Raw genomic sequence first — 14,575 nt, forward strand, 5'->3', positions numbered from 1 at the left:
CGAGCCCGCTCCCACAGGGGATTTGTGTTCAACCCCGAACCCTGTGGAGCGAGCTTGCTCGCGAAAAGCCCGCGATGAACAACACAAGGAGTAGCCAATGCGCTCATCCAGGATCCTTCACATAGTCAGTTGCCACGCCGAAGGCGAAGTCGGCGACGTGATCGTCGGCGGCGTCGCGCCACCGCCCGGTGCGACGGTGTGGGAGCAATCGCGCTGGATCGCCCAGGACGAGGTCCTGCGCAACTTCGTCCTCAACGAACCCCGGGGCGGCGTGTTCCGGCACGTCAACCTGCTGGTGCCGGCCAAGCACCCGAAGGCACACATGGCCTGGATCATCATGGAACCGGCCGACACCCCGCCGATGTCCGGTTCCAACTCGCTGTGCGTGGCCACCGTGCTGCTGGACAGCGGCATCCTGCCGATGACCGAACCCCAGACCCACCTGGTGCTGGAGGCCCCCGGCGGGCTGATCGAAGCCGTGGCCGATTGCCGCGACGGCAAGGTGCAACGGGTGGAAATCAAGAACGTGCCCTCCTTCGCCGACCGCCTCGACGCCTGGATCGAGGTCGAAGGCCTGGGCTCGCTGCAGGTGGACACGGCCTATGGCGGTGACAGTTTCGTCATCGTCGACGCCCAGCGCCTGGGTTTCGCCATTCAGCCCTGTGAAGCCGCCGAGCTGGTGGCCGTGGGCCTGAAGATCACCCGCGCCGCCAATGAGCAGTTGGGCTTCGTCCATCCGCTGAACCCCGACTGGTCGCACATTTCGTTCTGCCAGATCGCCGCGCCGCTGGTCATGGAGAACGGCATCGCCACCGGCGCCAACGCCGTGGTGATCCAGCCCGGCAAGATCGACCGCTCGCCCACCGGCACCGGCTGCTCGGCGCGCATGGCCGTCCTGCAGGCCAAAGGGTTGATGCAAGTGGGCGACCGATTCATCGGACGCTCGATCATCGGCTCCGAATTCCACTGCCGCATCGACTCGCAAACCGACGTGGCCGGACGCCCGGCGATCTATCCGTGCATCGCCGGGCGGGCGTGGATCACCGGCACTCATCAACTGCTGCTGGATCCGGCTGACCCATGGCCGCAGGGCTATCGGCTTTCAGACACCTGGCCCGGCGCATGACTTTTCGACTTTGCACATTCCCTTTGTGGCGAGGGGATTCATCCCCGATGGGCGGCGAAGCGGCCCCCGTGTACCTGGCAAACCGAGTCGTCAGGCCAGGGGCCGCTTCGCGCCCCATCGGGGATGAATCCCCTCGCCACAGTACTATCCACAACCGGAGACAACCATGAGCAAACGCATCAACTGGAGCGGCGTATTTCCCGCCGTCACCACCCAATTCAACGATGACTTTTCCATTAACCTGGAAAAAACCCACCAGGTGATTTCCAACGTTATCCGTGACGGCGTCTCGGGCCTGGTGGTCTGTGGTTCGGTGGGGGAAAACACCTCGTTGAGCGCCGAGGAAAAGATCGCCGTGACCGAAGTCGCGGTGGACGCCTCCCGTGGCCGGGTCCCGGTGATCTGCGGGGTGGCCGAGTTCACCAGCGTGCAGGCGGCCAAGGTCGCCAACGCGGTACGCAAGGTCGGCGTCGATGGCGTGATGCTGATGCCGGCGCTGGTCTACGGCTCCAAGCCGTTCGAAACTGCCGAGCATTTTCGCTACGTGGCACGCCAGGCCGATGTACCGCTGATGGTCTACAACAACCCGCCGATCTACAAGAACGACGTGACGCCGGACATCCTGATTTCCCTGGCCGACTGCGACAACGTGGTGTGTTTCAAGGATTCGTCCGGCGACACCCGACGCTTCATCGACGTGCGCAATGAAGTGGGCGACCGCTTCGTGCTGTTCGCCGGGCTGGACGACGTCGTGCTGGAAAGCCTCGCGGTGGGCGCCGAAGGCTGGGTCTCGGGGATGTCCAACGTGTTCCCGAAGGAAGGCGAAACCATTTTCCGCCTGGCCCGCGCCGGGCGTTTCGCCGAGGCGATGCCGATCTACGAATGGCTGATGCCGATCCTGCACCTGGACGCCCGCGCCGACCTGGTGCAATGCATCAAGCTCTGCGAAGCCATCGCCGGTCGCGGCAGCGCCCTCACCCGCCCGCCCCGCCTGGCCTTGCCTGAGGAAGACCGGGTGTATGTGGAGCAGATCATGGCCAAGGCCCTGGCCAACCGGCCGGTGCTGCCGGATGTCGGCCTCTGAAGCCCCCATAGAGCACCACTTGTGAGAGATCACGGCCTGTGGGAGCGGGCTTGCTCGCGAAAGCGGTCTGTCTGGCAAAACCATGCTGGATAGACCGCCATCTTCGCGAGCAAGCCCGCTCCCACAGGATTCCGGACGGTTCAGCCGGGCAAAAAAAGGGCGATGACCGTCGCCGGCCATCGCCAAAAATCGCCTACCTCAGGCGCTCTCAGATCCGTGCGGGCGACACGATGATTTTGACGTTGTGTTCCTTGTTGTTGACCAATTCCTCGAACCCTTGCCCGACAATCTGCTCCAGTTGAATGCGCCCGGTCACCAACGGCGAAATGTCCAGGCGGCCATCGGCGATGAAGGCGATCACGTCGGCGAACTCGCCGTTGTAGGCCAGCGCGCCCAGCACCTGCTTCTCGGTGGCGACCAATTCAAAGAAGTTGAACTGGCTCGGCTCTTCGAAAATCCCCACCAGCACGCATTTGCCGGCCTTGCGGATCAGGTCGATGGCCAGTTTGGCGGTGTGTTTGTTGCCGATGCACTCAAAGCTCACATCCGCGCCCAGGCCACCCGTCAGACGACGCACTTCGGCCAGGGCATCGCAGTCGTTCGGGTCGATCACATGGCTGGCGCCGACTTCCAGGGCCTTGGCCTTGCGCGCGCCGGACATTTCCAGGGCGATCACCTGGGCCGCGCCAGCCGCCTTGGCGCACATGATGGTGCACAGGCCGATGGTCCCGGCGCCGACCACCACCACGTTCTGGCCCAACAGGCTGCCGGCCTTCTTGACCGCATGCATGCCCACCGCCAACGGCTCGATCAAGGCACCGGCCTCGGTCGGAAAGTGGGCGGGCAGTTTGTACAAGAGGTTGGCCGGCACGTTGACCAGCTCCGCAAAGGCGCCGTTGTTCATCAGGCCGGTGAAGGCCAGGTTCTCGCAGATGTTGTAGAGCCCGTGGGTGCAGTAGTAGCAAGTGCCGCAATGCTGGCAGGCATCCGCCGCCACCGGCTCGCCGACGTTGAAACCTTCCACCCCGGCGCCCAGCTCGACGATCTCGCCGCAGAACTCATGGCCGAGGATGCACTGCCCCTTGATCCCGGTCAGCGGGTGCGGCGCCTCCACCGGAATGAACACCGGCCCGGCCACGTATTCATGCAAGTCGGAACCACAGATGCCGCACCAGTGCACTCGGATCTGTACCCAACCGGCAGGCGGCGCCACCGGCAGTGGCACGTCTTCGACGCGAATATCGTTGCGGCCATGCCAGACGGCGGCGCGCATGCTGCGGGTAGGCGTGATTGAAACGTTCATCGTATTGCCTCCAGAAATTGAGGGGGCCGCGATTCGCTCGCCGCCCGCATGGGTCAGTGCTGCTGGATGAACTCGAGGATCAGCCGATTGACCTGCTCGGCCGCCTCCATCTGGACCATATGGCCCTGGCCGGACAGCACCTCGACCCGTGCCGCCAGCCCCTCGCTATGGGCCGCCGGGATGATCGCGTCGTCGCTGCCCCAGATCACCAGCGTCGGTACGTGGCCGGCCTGCACCACCTCCCGCAGGTCGGTCTGTTGCCGGCCGTCGGTAAACAGCGTTGCCGCCAGTTGCTTGAGGGCTGCGTCCACCCCCTCCAGGCGCTTGTACTTGAGCATGTCGTCGAGCATCTGCCGGTTGACCAGCTCGGCATTGGAAAACAACTGCACCAGTTGCGGCTTGAGGGCGTTGCGGTTGGCGGCCTCGACGAAGCCTTGCAAGTAACCGCCGTTGATCTGCGTGCCCAGGCCTGCGCTGCCGATCAAGGTCAGGGAGCGCACTCGCTGGGGTGTCAGGCGCGCGGCGTTCAGCGACACCGCTCCACCCATGGAATGCCCCACCAGGTGCGCGACGCTGATGTCCAGGTGATCGAGCAAGGCCAGCACCACGCCGCTCAGTTCATCCAGGTCGCCACGTTGCAGGGCCTTGGCGGATTCGCCATGGCCCGGCAGGTCCAGGGCAATCACCCGACGGCCCGCCGCCAAGGCTTCATGGTTGAACAGCCAGTTGTTCAGGTCGCCGCCAAAGCCGTGCACCAGCACCAACGGCGTGCCCCCTTCACCACGTTCGAAGTAGCGGATCACCCGGCCGTCCAGCTCGACTTTCTGCGGTTTCGGCCCGGTGTCCTCAGCGGCGGCATCGCCCGGCACGAAACTGGACTGGAACTGCTCGATGACGGCGTCGATCTCGGCCTCGCTGGCTTCGCCCTCCACCACGATGCCGAGCAAGGCGCCGACCGCCAGGGTCTCGTCCTGGCGCGCGACCTGCCGACGCAAAATGCCGGAAAACGGCGCCTCGACGCTGCTGGAGATCTTGTCAGTCTCCACGTCCAGCACCTCATCGCCCTTGGTGATGGCCTGGCCCTCCTCCTTGAGCCAGGCATCGACCCGGCCTTCGGTCATCGACAGGCCCCACTTGGGCATGGTCAGGGTATGAATCTGGCTCATCAGCGCTTGCTCCACTCGATCACGTTGAGCACGGCTTGCTCGATCTTCGCCGCGTCAGGGATGTACAGGTCTTCCAGGGCATCGGAGAACGGCACCGGAGTGTGGGGCGCGGTGACCATTTCGATCGGGGCCTTGAGGGCACCGAAGGCTTTCTGGGCCACCAGCGCCGAGATGTCCGTGGCCATGGAACAGCGCGGGTTGGCCTCGTCGATGACCACCAGGCGGCCGGTCTTCTCGACGCTCTCCAGGATGCTGTCCTCGTCCATCGGGCTGGTGGTGCGCAGGTCGAGGACTTCGCAGTCGATACCGCGCCCGGCCAGGCTACGCGCCGCGTCCATGGCGGTATTGACCATGCGTCCGTAGGACACCAGGGTCACGTCTTTGCCGTCGCGCAGGAAATTCGCCTCGCCAAACGGGATGGTGTAGAGCTCTTCGGGGACTTCGCCCTGCAGGCTGTAGAGCAATTTGTGCTCGCAGAAGATCACCGGGTCGTTGTCGCGGATCGCCTGGATCAGCAGGCCCTTGGCGTCATAGGGCGAGGACGGGCACACCACCTTGAGCCCCGGGATGTGGGTCCACAGGGAGGTGAGCATCTGCGAATGCTGGGCGGCGGCGCGCAGGCCGGCGCCGACCATGGTGCGGATCACCAACGGCGTGGCGGCCTTGCCGCCGAACATGTAGCGAAACTTCGCCGCCTGGTTGAGGATCTGGTCCAGGCAGCAGCCGGCAAAGTCGACGAACATCAGTTCGCACACCGGGCGCACGCCGCAGGTGGCCGCGCCGACCGCCGCGCCGACGTAACCGATTTCCGACAATGGGGTGTCGAGCACACGCCCGGGAAACTGGTCGTAGAGCCCCTTGGTGACGCCGAGCACACCGCCCCAGGCGTCGTTTTCACCGGGCGCACCGGCACCGCCGGCGACGTCTTCGCCCATGATGAAGACGCTGGCGTCGCGGCGCATTTCCTGGGCCAGGGCTTCGTTGATTGCCTGCTGATAACTGATTTTTCTCGCCATGATGGAATTCTCTGTTCTTGTTTTATAGGGGCGTTCAGGGGTAGGAGACGTAGACGTCGGTCAGCAGGTCCGCCGCGGTGGGCTTGGGATCGGACTTGGCCTTGTACACCGCGTTCTCGATCAACAGGTCCACCTCCTTATCGATCAGGTCCAGTTGCTCGACCGTCAGCAACCCGGCCCGGGTCGTGCGTTCACGGAACTGCATCAGGCAGTCCTGGTGCTCGCGGAAATGCTTGACCTCATCAGGCGCCCGGTAAGTCTGGGCATCGCCCTCGAAGTGGCCGTAGTAGCGCGTCAGCTTGACCTCGATCAGCGAGGGCCCCTCGCCCGCCCGGGCACGCTCGACCGCGGCGCCGGCGGCTTCATGGACGGCGAAGAAATCAAAACCGTCCACCGTGACCCCGGGCATGCCGAAGCCGGCGGCGCGGTCGGCGATGTGATCGCAGGCCACCGACCAGTTGGAGGCGGTCGCTTCGGCGTAGCCATTGTTCTCGGCGATGAACAGGCACGGCAGGTTCCACACCGACGCCATGTTCATGGCTTCGAACACCGCGCCTTCGTTGGAGCCGCCATCGCCGAAGAACACCACGGCGACACTGTCGGTGCCCTTGAGCCGGGCCGCCAGCGCGGCGCCGACCACCAGCGGCGCGCCCGCCCCGACGATGCCGTTGGCGCCGAGCATGCCCTTCTCGATATCGGCAATGTGCATCGAGCCGCCCTTGCCCTGGCAGACCCCGGTTTTCTTGCCGTAGATCTCGGCCATCATCCCGTAGACGTCCACGCCCTTGGCTATGCAATGGCCGTGGCCACGGTGGTTGGAGGCGATGCAGTCGTCATCGCCCAGATGCGCCATGACCCCGGCGGCCGACGCCTCTTCGCCGGCATAAAGGTGGACGAAGCCGGGGATCTCGCCGGTGGCGAATTCCACGTGCAGGCGCTCTTCGAACGCACGGATGGTGCGCATCACCTGGTAGGCGTGCAGCAGTTGATCGTGGGTGAGCGGTGTCGACATTTTTATTCTCCTGGGGTGTCTTCTTGAAGATTCAGAGGGTGTTGCGGGTGTTCGCGGCCGATCGCCAGCAAACGGTGTTGCGCGGCGTAGGCCAGCACCGCATTGACGTCGATGCTCAGCGGGCCGCCGGCATCGAGGGTGACCGTTGGCCGGTCCTGCGCGTTGAATTCGATTTCCCGCTCACCGTCCAGGGCCAGGGTGCCGCTGGAAAGCGACAGGCCGTGGGCGATGCCAGGTTCCAGGGGCCCGGCAGCGAGCACGCCACAGCCTTGCAGCAGCCCTGGCGCGAGCGGCACCAGCAGCGCTTCGGGGGATTGCGGGTCCAGGCGCATCCAGGCGCCCCCCGGTGCCTGGCGTGAAACCGGAAACCACAAGCCGCACAGCGCCGACAGGCCAATGGATTGCGGTTCGGCGAAGGTCACGAAGACTTCGGCCAGGTCCTGTGCGCGACTGATGGCCCGGGCGCCGACGAAGCGCAGCGGCGACACGGCGACGTCCACCAGGGCGACTTCGCGCAAGCCACGTCCGGCATCACAGACCAACAAGCGCTTGTTGCGGCGCAAGCCGATCGAGTCCGGGATCCGGCCACTGGCGTACAACCCGCCGGCCAAGCCAGCACTGGTGGCCTCGCGCAGTTCGGGAAAAGCATTGTTGGTGCCGGTGGACAGGGTCAGCAGCGGGATGTCGCCGACCTCGGCGGCCACGGCCTTGTGGGTGCCGTCACCGCCCAGCACAGCGATCAGCGCGACCTCGCGTTCGGCCATCAACCGCGCCGCCCGTCGGGTGTCCTCGACGGTCTGGCGCAGGGTCAGGTCAAGGAACTCCAAGGCCGGCCAGTGGCTGCTGCGCGCCTGGCGGCCGTGGCTGTTCTTCAGCACAGCGGCGGCCATGCCAATCATGTCGGTGGGCATCAACACCTGCTCAACACCCGTGGCGCCGAACGCGGCCAGCAAGCGCTGGATCACCGACACCTTGTCGGTGCTGGAAAACAGCCCGGCGTTGGCGGTCAGGCGCCGAACGTCGCGGCCCGATGCCGGGTTGGCGATGATGCCCACCGTCAAGGGCCGGCGACTCATGACGTCACCGTCAGCGTGAAGGGAAAACGACCTGGGCAGGAAGACATGGGCGCACCTCGTTTTTATTATTCGAAGACCCGTCGAGCGGGCCCTAGGCACAGAGCAAGGCCGGTGCCAGTTCCTGAGAAAACCCGCTGAAAGCCCGATCCAGAGGCCTCCAGACGAAATGAACGGGTGCCAGAGGCCAGGCCTCGTGAGACGCCGCATGTCAGCCTGCACGGGTGCTTGCCGAGACCGTGAGACGTGGCGTCTCACCCCAGCCCTGAGGCCGGCCAGGCTTGTCTGCGTCCGGCGAACGGCGCTTAATGGGCGCACAACGATAAGAAGCTGAATCGGAGGCCCCATGCTTTCCGCTCACTCCCGGGCGCATGTCGATTGCGTCAGCCGCGTGGTGAAGAACGCCGACCGGTTGCCCCAGTTGCCCGTGCCGGACCTGATCCTCGACTCCTGGCGTCGCTCCATGGAGCAACACCACCTGGACCCAGGCTCCTTGCAGGGCCCGCGCATCCTCTCCGAGGACGTGCTCAAGCAGTGTCGCGAGCGCTCCGAACTGTTCCTCAACATCGCCAGCGAAGAAGTCGCCCGCCTCCATGGTCGGGTGCGCGACGCCGATTACTGCGTGTTGCTGACCGACGCCCAGGGCCAGACCATCGACTACCGCGTGGAAACCACCCTGCGCAACGACTGCCGCAAGGCCGGGCTTTACCTGGGCACCTGTTGGTCGGAGGGTGAAGAAGGCACCTGCGGGGTGGCGGCCGTGCTCACGGCCAAGGCACCGGTGACGGTGCACAAGCGCGACCATTTCCGCGCCGCGTTCATCGGCCTGACCTGCTCGGCGGCCCCGGTCTTCGACCCTCAGGGGGAACTGCTCGGCGTGTTGGACGTGTCGGCGGTGCGCTCACCGGATGATCGGCGCTCGCAGCACCTGATCCGGCAAATGGTGGTGCAGAGCGCCCGGGAGATCGAACAAGCGTTTTTCCTCAGCAGCGCCCAGGGCTACTGGGTGCTGCGCGGTCACCGCAACGCCGGCTATGTCGACAGCCAACCGGACTTCCTCTTCGCCTGGGACGACGACGGTTGCCTGCAAGCGCTGAACCCGGCTGCCCGCCAATACCTGCTGGAACGCTACGGCCAGTTGCCGAGCCATATCAGCCAGGTGTTCGATCAACAGTGGCTGCACCGTGCCCGAGACGAACACCTCTACCCCCTGCTGGGCCACGGCAACGGCCCAGCCCTGCACGGCCGCCTCAGCGCGCCACGCCAGCGGGCCACCAGTCGGCCCCGGGTCGCGCTGGCACCGGCCGAGCTCGATCCACGCCTGGCCGACAGCCTGCGCCTGGCGGTACGGGTCAAGGACCGCAACCTGCCGGTGCTGGTCCAGGGCGAAACCGGGTCCGGCAAGGAAGTGTTCGCCCGTCAACTGCACCAGGCCAGCGAACGTCGTGATCGCCCGTTCGTGGCGCTCAATTGCGCGGCGATTCCCGAAAGTCTGATCGAGAGCGAGTTGTTCGGCTATGTCGCCGGGGCCTTCACCGGCGCGTCGGCCAAAGGCATGCAAGGCCTGCTGCAACAAGCCGATGGCGGCACGTTGTTCCTCGATGAAATCGGCGACATGCCGCTGGCGCTGCAAACCCGCCTGCTGCGGGTGTTGGCCGAAGGCGAAGTGGCGCCGCTGGGTGCTTCACGGCGCAAGGCCGTCGACATCCAGGTGATCTGCGCCACGCACCGCGACCTGGAGACGCTGGTGGCCAGCGGCGAATTTCGCGAAGACCTGTACTTCCGCCTCGGCGGCGCCCGCTTCCAACTGCCACCGCTGCGCGAACGCACGGATCGACTGGCGCTGATCAATCGTGTTCTCGCCGAGGAGGCGGCGCTGTGCGGCACGCCTGTGCAATGCAGCGACGCGGCCCTGGAATGCCTGCTCGGCTATCACTGGCCGGGCAATATCCGCCAGTTGCGCCATGTGCTGCGCTACGCCTGCGCGGTGTGCGACGCCGACGTGATCCAACTCCGCCACCTGCCCGAGTCACTGCACGGCGGCGACGTTGCGTTGGAGGCGTCGGAACCGAGCGCCAGCCCGGAACGCCAGGCGCTGCTCGATGCCTTGGTGCGCCATCGCTGGAAGCCCACGGCTGCTGCCCGGGCCCTGGGCATTTCCCGGGCGACCCTGTATCGACGGGTCCACCAGCATGGCATCGAAATGCCGGGGCGCAGGCCGGCTTAGCGCAGTTGGTGCTCGATCATTTCTGCGCCAGTTCGTGGCGCACGCACTGCTCGTAGTAGGTCTGCTTGACTGCGGCGGGCTTGAGGCGCGAGGCACTGTTGTAGGTCTGCTCGGTGATGCCCAGGGCGGTCATGCGCATCCAGGGCCGGGGAAACTTGCGCACCTGCAGCTTCTTGCGTGCGCCGTACAGGGTGATCCCGGACAGTTTCGAGGCCTGTGCCCCTGCCGCGATGTCCGATCCCCAGCGACACACCGATTGCTGGTTTTGCGTCAGTGCCCTGGCCTGGACCTCAAGCGAGACGGCCGCCAGGAGAACCGTCACCGCGCCCCATCGCGCCAGGCTCGACATAGAAATTTGCATAGGTTTGTCGCTCAACATTCTGAAATAAAAGAAGTTTGACGACGTTTTCGCAAGCAAGGGGCCAGCACTGACGTGCGCCCCCTGTGGCGAGGGGATTTATCCCCGTTGGGCTGCAAAGCAGCCCCGTAGATCTATCTGACGCATCGAGTCGTCAGGTTTTGGGGCCGCTTCGCGACCCAACGGGGATAAATCCCCTCGCCACAGGGTTTGTGCACTATTGACCCTTGGTGTGATGAATTGTGGCTGCGTCCGCCTTGGCCTCTTGCAGCAACTGCTGGATCACCTGTTCCTGCTCGGCATAGCGCCCTTCGCCGAAGTGGCTGTAGCGCACCTGCCCCTTGGCGTCGATGAAGTAATGCGCCGGCCAGTACTGGTTGTCGAAGGCACGCCAGATCGCATATTGATTGTCGATGGCCACCGGGTAGTGGATGCCCAGCTTGCGCACCTGCTCACGCACGTTGTCGATGATCTTCTCGTAGCCGTATTCCGGGGTATGGACGCCGATGACCACCAGCCCATCCTTCTCGTATTGCTTCGCCCAGCCGTTCACGTAAGGCAGCGTGTGCTGACAGTTGATGCAGTCGTAGGTCCAGAAGTCCACCAGCACCACCTTGCCGCGCAGTGATTCGGCGCTCAGCGGCGGCGAGTTCAACCATTGCACCGCGCCGTCCAGCGAAGGCATGTCTCCCTTGGCCTCAAGGGTCGGCATGGGGCTGGCGCTGGCCTTGCTGACCACGTAGTCGATCGCCTTGGGCACCTTGTCCAGCAGGCTCTGCTCCAGGCTCGCGCCCCCTTGTGAAGAGGTGTTGGCCAATAACCGATCATCGGCACCGGTGCCAATCGCCACCGCAGCCAACAGCACGACCACTCCGCTGCCCCGGCGCAGCCAGGCCGTCACCGGCAAGGACAGCTTCAGCCGGGAGACCACGCCGCGTCCGGCGAAGATCAAGGTGCCCAGGGACAAGGCGCTGCCCAGGCCATAGGCGAGCAGCAACAGGCTGGTTCCGGCGTTGGCGCCCTGCAGCATGGCACCGGTCAGGATCACGCCGAGTATCGGCCCGGCGCAAGGCGCCCAGAGCAGCCCGGTGGCGACGCCGATCAGCACCGATGCCAGCGGCCCACCCAGGCGCCCGGCGCCGGCGTCCACCCGGTTGCCCAGGTGCACCAGCGGCCGCGCCAACCAGGTGCCGACCCGGCTGAAGATCAGCGACAAGGCAAACAGCACCATCACCGCCAGGGCGACTTGCCGGCCGACGTTGCTGGCGCGCAGCACCCAGTCGCTGCTGACCACCGCCAGGCTCGACACCAGGGCGAACGTCAGCACCATGCCGCCAAGGGTCAACAACATGGAACCCGGCGCACGATTGGCCCGAGCGAACAGGAACGGCACCACAGGCAGAATACAAGGGCTGAGGATCGTCAGGATCCCGCCGAGGAAAGCGATCAGAAGCATGGCATCACCTATCAGAAGTCAGGCCGACTCGGGCCCTTGTGGCGAGGGGATTCATCCCCGCTGGACCGCGAAGCGGTCCCCTGGAAGTCGCTGTCACATCGCAGTGAGAGGATTTGGGGTTGCTTCGCAACCCAGCGGGGATGAATCCCCTCGCCACAGTGGTTGGAAACATTCTTGATGCTGTACTCAGTTCCCGTCACTGCAATGATCGGAAAACTTGCTGTAGTCCAGCGCCTGCTGGTGACCTGCCGAATCCAGGTAGGTCATGTGGGCGTTGACCACGCCGCAGTCCGGGCCGGCATCTTCGGTCATCGAGAGCACTTTCTGGATGTCCAGGTGGGTGCCGTAGGTGTAGGTTTGCGCCTGGACGTTGCCTTCGGCCCGGGCGGACAGCGTGCAGATGTTCAATGCGGCGAAGAGGCAGGCGGCGTAGATGGCTTTGGTGTTCATGGCGGTGTCCTCGGTGCAGTCAATGGGTTTTCTGTCGAGGCCGGTTGCGTTGCCCCGTTGGACGCCATTGAATGCTGCCCAGGTATCGCGCCTGTATCGGGCCGGGGGGCTTTTTGCATCCCTGTGTATCCGTCGCGCGCCAGATACACTGCAATACAAACCGCCGCGAGCCGCGCCGGCTGGCGCCTGTAGACTGACCACACCGAAACGCCAAGGGGACTGGGCACCATGGATCATGTCGATCACGTATTGATTGTGGATGACGATCGCGAGATCAGAGAGCTGGTGGGCAACTACCTGAAGAAGAACGGCCTGCGCACCACCGTCGTCGCCGATGGCCGGCAGATGCGGGCGTTCTTGGAGACCACCCCGGTGGACCTGATCGTGCTCGACATCATGATGCCCGGCGATGACGGCCTGGTGCTGTGCCGCGAATTGCGCGCCGGCAAGCACAAGGCTACGCCGGTGCTGATGCTCACCGCCCGCAATGACGAAACCGACCGCATCATCGGCCTGGAAATGGGCGCCGACGATTACCTGGTCAAGCCCTTCGCCGCCCGGGAACTGCTGGCCCGCATCAACGCCGTGCTACGCCGCACCCGCATGCTGCCGCCCAACCTGGTGGTCACCGAAAGCGGTCGCCTGCTGGGGTTTGGCCGCTGGCGCCTGGACACCACCGCCCGCCACCTGCTGGATACCGACGGCACCCTGGTGGCCCTGAGCGGCGCCGAGTACCGTTTGTTGCGGGTGTTCCTGGACCATCCGCAGCGGGTGCTCAACCGTGACCAGTTGCTCAACCTGACCCAGGGCCGGGACGCCGACCTGTTCGACCGTTCCATCGACTTGCTGGTCAGCCGCCTGCGCCAGCGCCTGCTGGACGATGCCCGGGAACCGGCCTACATCAAGACCGTGCGCAGCGAAGGTTATGTGTTCTCGCTGCCGGTGGAAATCCTCGAGGCGTCGGTATGAACCTGCCGCTGCGCTGGCCACGCACCCTCGCGTCGAGGCTGTCGCTGATTTTCCTGGTCGGGCTGATCCTGGCCCAGGGCCTGTCCTTCGGCGCCCAGTACTACGAGCGCTACCAGAGCGCCAAGTCCACCATGCTCGGCAACCTGGAAACCGACGTTGCCACCTCCGTCGCCATCCTCGACCGCCTGCCCGCCGCCGAGCGTCCGGCCTGGCTGCCGAAACTCGCCCGGCGCAACTACGGCTACCTGCTGGAAGAAGGCCAGGCCGGCCAGCCGATGCAGACCGACGATGCGCCGATCTCGATGAGTTCGATCCAGGACGCCATCGGCCAGGCCTACGCCCTGACCTTCACCGACCTGCCCGGGCCGCAGAAGCACTACCAGGCTCACCTTCGCTTGAGCGACGGCAGCCCGTTGACCATCGACGTGCGCCCGGCAATGGTGCCGCTGTCGCCGTGGTTGCCGATGGTCTTGCTGGGGCAGCTGGCGCTGTTGATCGGTTGCACCTGGCTGGCCGTGCGCATTGCCGTCGGCCCGCTTACCCGGCTGGCCCAGGCGGTGGAAACCCTCGACCCGAATGCCCACAGCGTGCGCCTGGACGAAAAAGGCCCCACCGAGGTGCTGCACGCCGCCAAGGCGTTCAATGCCATGCAGGACCGCATCGCCGCCTACCTCAAGGAGCGCATGCAGTTGCTGGCGGCGATCTCCCATGACTTGCAGACGCCCATCACGCGCATGAAGCTGCGCGCCGAGTTCATGGACGATGGCCTGGAAAAGGACAAGCTCTGGAGCGACCTGAGCGAGATGGAGCACCTGGTGCGCGAAGGCGTGGCCTATGCCCGCAGCATCCATGGCGCCACCGAGGCCAGCTGCCGCATCAACCTCGACGCGTTTCTCGACAGCCTGGTGTTCGACTACCAGGACACCGGCAAGGACGTGCACCTGTCCGGAAAAAACGCCGCGGTCATCGACACCCGCCCCCATGCCTTGCGGCGCGTGCTGGTCAACCTGGTGGACAACGCACTGAAATTCGGCGGCGCGGCCCAGCTCCATGTGCAGCCCACCGACAACGGGCAACTGTCGATCCAGGTCCTGGACCGTGGCCCCGGTATCGACGAACAGGAACTGGCCGAAGTACTCAAGCCGTTCTACCGGGTCGAAAGCTCGCGCAACCGGGAAACCGGCGGCACCGGGCTGGGGCTGGCCATCGCCCAGCAACTGGCAATCGCCATGGGCGGCTCGCTGACCCTGAGCAACCGCGATGGCGGCGGCCTGTGCGCCGAGTTGCGCCTGGGTCGCGACACCTCGATGAGTTAACCGCGATCCAATGTGGCGA

Annotated in this window: 13 protein-coding genes; 5 read left to right on the forward strand and 8 right to left on the reverse strand. The window is 65.2% G+C overall.

Going from position 1 to position 14,575, the window contains the following annotated elements:
* The first annotated feature begins 97 nt into the window (after positions 1–97).
* Both KI241_RS14425 and KI241_RS14430 read left to right on the forward strand, forming a co-directional pair.
* A complete protein-coding gene (locus KI241_RS14425; RefSeq protein ID WP_042729815.1) occupies positions 98–1,126 on the forward strand; it encodes a proline racemase family protein in 1,029 nt (342 codons plus the stop codon).
* 166 nt (positions 1,127–1,292) lie between these two features.
* Positions 1,293–2,210 carry a dihydrodipicolinate synthase family protein gene (locus tag KI241_RS14430; protein ID WP_047737879.1) on the forward strand — a complete coding sequence of 306 codons (918 nt, stop codon included), beginning with the start codon at positions 1,293–1,295 and terminating at the stop codon, positions 2,208–2,210.
* 208 nt (positions 2,211–2,418) lie between these two features.
* On the opposite strand, the gene KI241_RS14435 is transcribed toward KI241_RS14430, so the two are convergent.
* From KI241_RS14435 to KI241_RS14455, 5 genes are all read right to left on the reverse strand, one after another.
* Positions 2,419–3,483: a 2,3-butanediol dehydrogenase gene (locus tag KI241_RS14435; RefSeq protein WP_244868296.1), complete on the reverse strand. Its 1,065-nt coding sequence runs from the start codon at positions 3,481–3,483 to the stop codon at positions 2,419–2,421.
* Positions 3,484–3,566: 83 nt separating this feature from the next.
* On the reverse strand, positions 3,567–4,679 hold the full coding sequence (locus tag KI241_RS14440) for an acetoin dehydrogenase dihydrolipoyllysine-residue acetyltransferase subunit (RefSeq protein ID WP_053145229.1): 1,113 nt from the start codon (positions 4,677–4,679) through the stop codon (positions 3,567–3,569).
* Entirely contained in the window at positions 4,679–5,695 is a 1,017-nt protein-coding gene (locus tag KI241_RS14445) for an alpha-ketoacid dehydrogenase subunit beta (protein ID WP_042732553.1), read from the reverse strand. The genes KI241_RS14440 and KI241_RS14445 overlap by 1 nt, the downstream gene beginning before the upstream one ends.
* A 34-nt stretch (positions 5,696–5,729) precedes the next feature.
* Positions 5,730–6,707 carry a thiamine pyrophosphate-dependent dehydrogenase E1 component subunit alpha gene (locus tag KI241_RS14450; protein WP_047737870.1) on the reverse strand — a complete coding sequence of 326 codons (978 nt, stop codon included), beginning with the start codon at positions 6,705–6,707 and terminating at the stop codon, positions 5,730–5,732.
* Between the two features lie 2 nt (positions 6,708–6,709).
* The gene (locus tag KI241_RS14455) at positions 6,710–7,783 is read right to left on the reverse strand and encodes an NAD(+)/NADH kinase (protein ID WP_042732456.1); all 1,074 of its coding nucleotides are present in this window, start codon (positions 7,781–7,783) and stop codon (positions 6,710–6,712) included.
* 343 nt (positions 7,784–8,126) lie between these two features.
* On the opposite strand from KI241_RS14455, the gene KI241_RS14460 reads away from it, so the two are divergent.
* On the forward strand, positions 8,127–10,007 hold the full coding sequence (locus KI241_RS14460; protein ID WP_212802632.1) for a sigma-54-dependent Fis family transcriptional regulator: 1,881 nt from the start codon (positions 8,127–8,129) through the stop codon (positions 10,005–10,007).
* 16 nt (positions 10,008–10,023) lie between these two features.
* Here KI241_RS14460 and KI241_RS14465 read toward each other — a convergent pair whose 3' ends face one another.
* The 3 genes from KI241_RS14465 to KI241_RS14475 form a co-directional block, all read right to left on the reverse strand.
* Positions 10,024–10,368 carry a hypothetical protein gene (locus tag KI241_RS14465; protein ID WP_042732458.1) on the reverse strand — a complete coding sequence of 115 codons (345 nt, stop codon included), beginning with the start codon at positions 10,366–10,368 and terminating at the stop codon, positions 10,024–10,026.
* Positions 10,369–10,582: 214 nt separating this feature from the next.
* Entirely contained in the window at positions 10,583–11,821 is a 1,239-nt protein-coding gene (locus KI241_RS14470; protein WP_212802633.1) for a cytochrome c biogenesis protein DipZ, read from the reverse strand.
* 186 nt (positions 11,822–12,007) lie between these two features.
* Positions 12,008–12,271 carry a DUF2790 domain-containing protein gene (locus tag KI241_RS14475; protein WP_047737861.1) on the reverse strand — a complete coding sequence of 88 codons (264 nt, stop codon included), beginning with the start codon at positions 12,269–12,271 and terminating at the stop codon, positions 12,008–12,010.
* Positions 12,272–12,499: 228 nt separating this feature from the next.
* On the opposite strand from KI241_RS14475, the gene KI241_RS14480 reads away from it, so the two are divergent.
* Both KI241_RS14480 and KI241_RS14485 read left to right on the forward strand, forming a co-directional pair.
* Entirely contained in the window at positions 12,500–13,240 is a 741-nt protein-coding gene (locus KI241_RS14480) for a response regulator (protein WP_047737859.1), read from the forward strand.
* Positions 13,237–14,556, forward strand: a complete 1,320-nt coding sequence (locus KI241_RS14485) for a HAMP domain-containing sensor histidine kinase (RefSeq protein WP_123579130.1) — start codon at positions 13,237–13,239, stop codon at positions 14,554–14,556. The genes KI241_RS14480 and KI241_RS14485 overlap by 4 nt, the downstream gene beginning before the upstream one ends.
* Positions 14,557–14,575: the final 19 nt, after the last annotated feature.

Source organism: Pseudomonas sp. Cab53, from assembly GCF_018325965.1.
Classification (GTDB): domain Bacteria; phylum Pseudomonadota; class Gammaproteobacteria; order Pseudomonadales; family Pseudomonadaceae; genus Aquipseudomonas; species Aquipseudomonas chlororaphis_E.

What these genes read in the sequence shown, in the direction of transcription:
- KI241_RS14425 (WP_042729815.1), top strand. Translation starts at nt 98, where the DNA reads ATGCGCTCATCCAGGATCCTTCACATAGTCAGTTGCCACGCCGAAGGC.
- KI241_RS14430 (WP_047737879.1), top strand. Translation starts at nt 1,293, where the DNA reads ATGAGCAAACGCATCAACTGGAGCGGCGTATTTCCCGCCGTCACCACC.
- KI241_RS14435 (WP_244868296.1), bottom strand. Translation starts at nt 3,483, where the DNA reads ATGCGCGCCGCCGTCTGGCATGGCCGCAACGATATTCGCGTCGAAGAC.
- KI241_RS14440 (WP_053145229.1), bottom strand. Translation starts at nt 4,679, where the DNA reads ATGAGCCAGATTCATACCCTGACCATGCCCAAGTGGGGCCTGTCGATG.
- KI241_RS14445 (WP_042732553.1), bottom strand. Translation starts at nt 5,695, where the DNA reads ATGGCGAGAAAAATCAGTTATCAGCAGGCAATCAACGAAGCCCTGGCC.
- KI241_RS14450 (WP_047737870.1), bottom strand. Translation starts at nt 6,707, where the DNA reads ATGTCGACACCGCTCACCCACGATCAACTGCTGCACGCCTACCAGGTG.
- KI241_RS14455 (WP_042732456.1), bottom strand. Translation starts at nt 7,783, where the DNA reads ATGAGTCGCCGGCCCTTGACGGTGGGCATCATCGCCAACCCGGCATCG.
- KI241_RS14460 (WP_212802632.1), top strand. Translation starts at nt 8,127, where the DNA reads ATGCTTTCCGCTCACTCCCGGGCGCATGTCGATTGCGTCAGCCGCGTG.
- KI241_RS14465 (WP_042732458.1), bottom strand. Translation starts at nt 10,368, where the DNA reads ATGCAAATTTCTATGTCGAGCCTGGCGCGATGGGGCGCGGTGACGGTT.
- KI241_RS14470 (WP_212802633.1), bottom strand. Translation starts at nt 11,821, where the DNA reads ATGCTTCTGATCGCTTTCCTCGGCGGGATCCTGACGATCCTCAGCCCT.
- KI241_RS14475 (WP_047737861.1), bottom strand. Translation starts at nt 12,271, where the DNA reads ATGAACACCAAAGCCATCTACGCCGCCTGCCTCTTCGCCGCATTGAAC.
- KI241_RS14480 (WP_047737859.1), top strand. Translation starts at nt 12,500, where the DNA reads ATGGATCATGTCGATCACGTATTGATTGTGGATGACGATCGCGAGATC.
- KI241_RS14485 (WP_123579130.1), top strand. Translation starts at nt 13,237, where the DNA reads ATGAACCTGCCGCTGCGCTGGCCACGCACCCTCGCGTCGAGGCTGTCG.